At 38.6% G+C, this 5,024-nt stretch carries 5 protein-coding genes; 3 read left to right on the forward strand and 2 right to left on the reverse strand.

Annotated features, from left to right (window positions below):
- Positions 1-77 precede the first annotated feature (77 nt).
- Positions 78-1,430: a sodium-dependent transporter gene (locus BCG07_RS06545; protein WP_010557215.1), complete on the forward strand. Its 1,353-nt coding sequence runs from the start codon at positions 78-80 to the stop codon at positions 1,428-1,430.
- 57 nt (positions 1,431-1,487) lie between these two features.
- On the opposite strand, the gene BCG07_RS06550 is transcribed toward BCG07_RS06545, so the two are convergent.
- Both BCG07_RS06550 and BCG07_RS06555 read right to left on the reverse strand, forming a co-directional pair.
- Entirely contained in the window at positions 1,488-1,934 is a 447-nt protein-coding gene (locus tag BCG07_RS06550; RefSeq protein WP_243531235.1) for a GNAT family N-acetyltransferase, read from the reverse strand.
- A gap of 100 nt (positions 1,935-2,034) precedes the next feature.
- Entirely contained in the window at positions 2,035-2,778 is a 744-nt protein-coding gene (locus BCG07_RS06555) for a sporulation protein (RefSeq protein WP_006793918.1), read from the reverse strand.
- A gap of 267 nt (positions 2,779-3,045) precedes the next feature.
- On the opposite strand from BCG07_RS06555, the gene BCG07_RS06560 reads away from it, so the two are divergent.
- Positions 3,046-4,623, forward strand: coding sequence for a cation:proton antiporter domain-containing protein (locus tag BCG07_RS06560; protein WP_243531238.1), 1,578 nt, complete (start codon positions 3,046-3,048; stop codon positions 4,621-4,623).
- Between the two features lie 329 nt (positions 4,624-4,952).
- Positions 4,953-5,024: putative quorum-sensing-regulated virulence factor (locus BCG07_RS06565; protein ID WP_286889385.1), on the forward strand; the 72-nt coding region annotated here is incomplete at its 3' end.

Genomic DNA, 5,024 nt, shown 5'->3' on the forward strand with positions numbered 1-5,024 from the left:
AGCAAATAAGCACTTTTTATTTTTTTACATTTCCAGTAGATTGTCAGCGCCGTTAAAAAACAGAGAAGTATAATAATATGAGCGCAGTTAGAGGCGAGTTTAGTTCTCGCTTTGGATTTATTATGGCCGCCGCCGGCTCTGCCGTAGGTTTGGGCAACATATGGGGCTTTCCCACACAAACAGCCAGTAATGGTGGTGCCGCATTTTTAGTTGCCTATTTAGTGTTGGCTTTCTTTTTAGCTTATCCTGCGCTAATGGCCGAACTCATGATTGGTCGGCACGGGCAAGCTAACGCCGTCGTTTCTTTAACTAAAGTATCTAACAAACCTTGGCAAAAGCACTTTGCATTTATTGTCGGCTTTGGGGGTATTTTATGCGCCGGCTTTATACTTAGTTTTTATGCTATTGTTGCAGGCTGGATGCTCAGTGCAACAGCCCAACCTATCGCCGCCTTGGCCGGAGCTGACGCAGCATCAACCTGGCTAAGCGAGCAATCACTTACTCGCAACGTTATTTTTACCCTTGTTTTTATTGTTTTAACAATAGCAATCATTAGCCGTGGTGTTGAAAACGGTATCGAAAAATGGTCAAAGCGCTTGATGCCCGCTTTATTGGGTATTTTATTTTTATTAATTGCTTATGTACTGACTCAAGAAGGTGCAATGGAAGGGTTAAAAGCCTACTTGTTACCTGACTTTTCGTCTATTTTTGACACCCAGTTGATTGTTAGCGCATTAGGTCAAGCGTTTTTCTCATTATCGCTTGGCACAAGCGTTATGATTATATACGGCTCGTATATTAGTAAAAAAGAAAACCTAGTCTCTCTCGGTGCATACGTAACGTTAATTGATGTGTTTATTGCCTTTGTTGCTGGTTTACTTATTATTCCTGCTATGTATGTAGCTCAAGCACAAGGTGTTGAGATATTTTCTGCCAGCGGAAAATTGCTCTCAGAAGATACTTTAGTATTTCAGGTATTACCCGCTTTATTTGATGGTATGGGCAGTGTAGGTTTATTTGTTGGCTTTGCATTTTTTGCCCTAATGAGTATAGCTGCGCTCACTTCGTCAATATCAATGCTTGAAGCACCTGTTTCCTATGCCGTAGAACGCTTTGCCTTGAAGCGCATTCAAGCAACGTGGGTCATTGGCGCCTTGATAGCAGTTGTTAGCATTACGATTGTGTGTAACCTAGGCGCATTATTTGGTTTAGTGATCACACTTACCACTAAGGTTGCGCAACCATTACTTGGCTTAATGTGCTGTATTTTTGTAGGCTGGATTTGGTATAGAAATTCATTACTACAAGCCATTCAACAGGGCAATCCCGAGGTACAAACTACGCTATTTTGGAAAATATGGCCTTGGTATACTAAGTTTGTGTGCCCTATCGCAATAGGTGCTGTGTTTGTCCACTCGTTATTAAGCTAACAACTCATATAAAAGCCCACACTTGTGGGCTTTTATATGAGTATAAATTTAACTAGCCTAGTTAATTTTTAGTATCATATCTTGATGCGGTATACCGTCCTCTAAATATGCATCCCCTGTGCACTTAAAACCAAATGACTCATAAAAGTCCAACAAATAGGTTTGCGCACCAATAACTATGTCCCGTTCAGGCCAATGCGTTTTACAACATGCTATTGCCTGCTCAACCAATTTACTAGCGATCCCCTTTCCTCTGTGATGCTCACTCACTAAAACACGCCCAATTGCGCTGTACTGTCCGTTTTTTTCATAACAGCGGGCGTAGCTCATTAACTGCATATTATCTAACGTATAAATATGTTGAGTAGTTTCAGAAGTATCAACATCATCCAACTCAGGGTAAGGGCATTTTTGCTCTACAACAAATACGTCTACGCGCCCTTTCATAATTGAAAACAAGGTATGAGGGGTCAGTTTATCAAATGGTTCACAGTTAAAATGCATGGTAATCCTTAAGCAAAAACCCAGCTGAAGCTGGGTTTAGTATCGCTATAGTACGAAATGAAAATAAAATTACATTCATCGCTGTACAGTATAAAAAGTATTAAGCGAATAAACGCTCTAACTGATCACATAACTGAGACAAGTTTACATGGTCATGTTCAATGGTTACATCAATATACCCATCGCCTCTAAATGCACGGTCAAGCTCAATTAAAACGTGAGTTTTGTGGGCTTCTGGTACAAATGACAACTCGATTTCTTGAATTCCAAATAAACTTCTGCTGTTAGGTTTATATTCAAGCTCTTGGTAACACCCTGAAACAGAAGCAAACGTAGAGGCACGTAAAAAACCTTTTTCAACATCGGCTTTAGATAAACTAAAACCTAATTTATCCATTGCCTGCATACACGTTTTAACTGCTTCATTTGGGTAAATATGAAGATGGTCTTTGTCTGTTGGATCTAGTGCTAAATCAATATCTAGTCCAGTTTCTAACCAAACATGGGACTGGTTGTAACCCGCGTTAATTTCAGTGATCGGTGTTTCTGAATGCAAACGCGCTTCAAAAGGTATGCTTTTTACGTCACCGGGTTCCAACTTACCTATATCGGTAATTCGCCATTGATCAATTACATGATTAGTAAAATAATCACCTTCATCACCAGCCACTTTAACACGGGTCATTAGTAATAAATCTAAGCCTGCAATTTCTTGGCTAACGTCACCTGCTGTAATGACAATATTAGCGTTAAAAAGTTGTCCTGGTTGCAGATGTTCAGTCTCTAAAATAGTGTCAACTTTTGCTGCACCAATACCAACTGATGCTAAAATTTTTTTAAACATATAATTCTCCTTAAGCTGAGCCGCTCTTAAATATGCCCTAACTTAAACGTCTTCGTTACCTCATCTTAACCATAATTAAAAGCCGTTGTCAGTTTAAAAGTAGGATTTAAATGCTTTTAACGGTTAAATATGCATGATTTGTGCGTATATTATCCAAACAACGTGTTAAAAGCGACTAAATAAACAAAGCTCAAGTGGTATATTTAATTTTCATTAATCGCTGTTTTTAGCTACACTGCAGTACCAAATGATGTAATTTTAAGTATTATGGAACTAATCTACTTTGCTACCGCATTTGTGTGTGGTTTTGCCATTTATCAATTAAAACTTCCCCCTCTTATTGGCTTTTTGCTGGCGGGCTTTGCGCTGAATCTAGCAGGTTATAAAAGTACAGAATTACTTGATACAATTGCCGCATTGGGCGTTACTTTATTACTGTTCAGTATTGGCTTAAAACTTAAAGTAAAAAGCTTAATAAAACCTCAAGTGTGGGCACCTGCTTCCCTTCATATTATATTTAGTAGCGCTATTTTTAGCGGTTTCATGTTGCTATTAGGTGTGTTTGCCCTGCCCCTTTTTGTTGACTTAAGCTGGCAAAGTGCCTTGTTGGTCGGCTTTGCTCTTAGCTTTTCAAGCACTGTATTTGCGGTAAAAGTATTAGAAGAGCGCGGTGAAATGGCCAGCCTACACGGTAAAATCGCTATTGGTATACTTGTAATGCAAGATATTTTTGCGGTTATATTTTTAGCTATTAGTACAGGAAAAGTACCCAACATTTGGGCGCTGGCTATTGTTATTGCCTTGCCTTTAATACGCCCTATTATGTATTTTATGCTCAACCGTTCTAAACATGGTGAACTGCTTCCTTTATTTGGTTTCTTTTTTGCGCTTGTTGCTGGTTATAACGCATTTGAATTTGCAGGCCTTAAAGGTGATTTGGGTGCGCTGATCATAGGCATGATGTTTGCCCCACATAAAAAAGCGGGCGAGCTATCAAAATCCTTACTCAACTTAAAAGATATTTTACTTGTCGGTTTTTTCTTAAGCATTGGTTTAAATGCTGAACTAACAGTTGATTCGCTCATCATTGCCATTGTGCTTATTTTTGTACTCCCTGCTAAAGTTATTCTTTATTATGTGTTTACTAACGCGTTTAAATTACGTGCACGTACCTCGCTACTTACCGCATTTACCTTATCTAACTACAGTGAATTTGGCTTGATTGTATGTGCTGTTGCAGCTTCAACAGGTATTATTACCCCTGAATGGTTAGCCGTTATGGCTATTGCGGTATCTATTACCTTTGTTATTGCCTCACCCCTTAACAAACGCTCTAATGAATTATATGTAAAAGTAGAAAGTTGGTTAGTAAAGTTTGAAAGCAAAACACGTCTAGCCGAAGAATTACCAGTAAACCTTAATGATACAAAAATTGTTATTTTTGGTATGGGTCGTATTGGCACCGGTGCTTATGAAACTATCAATATGACTCACCCCAATTTAGTAGCGGGTATAGATATAAAACCCGAAGTTGTCGATAAACATATAAGTAGAGGCCGTAAAGTACTGATTGCCGACGCTACCGACCCTGATTTTTGGCAACGTGTAAACCACTCTCACGTTGAAATGGTCATGTTAGCAATGCCAAAACACATGCAGAACATTTTTGCATTAGAGCAGCTTCAAGCGTCAGGTTACACAGGGCAAGTTACTGCAATTGCAAACTACCCAGATCAACAAAAAGAGCTTGAAAGTATGGGGGTACACTCAACGTATAACTTTTACTTAGAAGCCGGTAGTGGTTTTGCTGAACATGTAAAACAAGAATTGTTTGGTGAAAAATAGTATTTACTATGTGTAAAGGCACAAAAATAATTCTTTTTCATTAGTAAATAAATAAAAAGCAATTGTATTTACATTCCTTTACAAGTGCATGCACCACGTCTGCAAAAAACAGGTAAACTGTCTTCGTTGGTTAAATATAACCCATGTTAAATACAACCTAGTTAGACTCCAGCTAACAAAAGTTGTGTCGGGCTTTTTACACCAACAAAAATTCTTAAATCAGAGGGCCTACTCCCTCACTCAATAGGCTGTTTCTTGCCCGTCACAGCCTATTTTATTACTCTAAAATACCTTACACTAACCCCATTGATACACCAAAAAGCAAACCTATGGATCCGGAACAATTAAAAATTGCCATAAACACTAAAATGCCATTTGGAAAATATTCAGGTCGTCCATTA

This window comes from Pseudoalteromonas sp. ESRF-bin5, from assembly GCF_002632075.1.
Classification (GTDB): Bacteria; Pseudomonadota; Gammaproteobacteria; order Enterobacterales; family Alteromonadaceae; genus Pseudoalteromonas; species Pseudoalteromonas marina.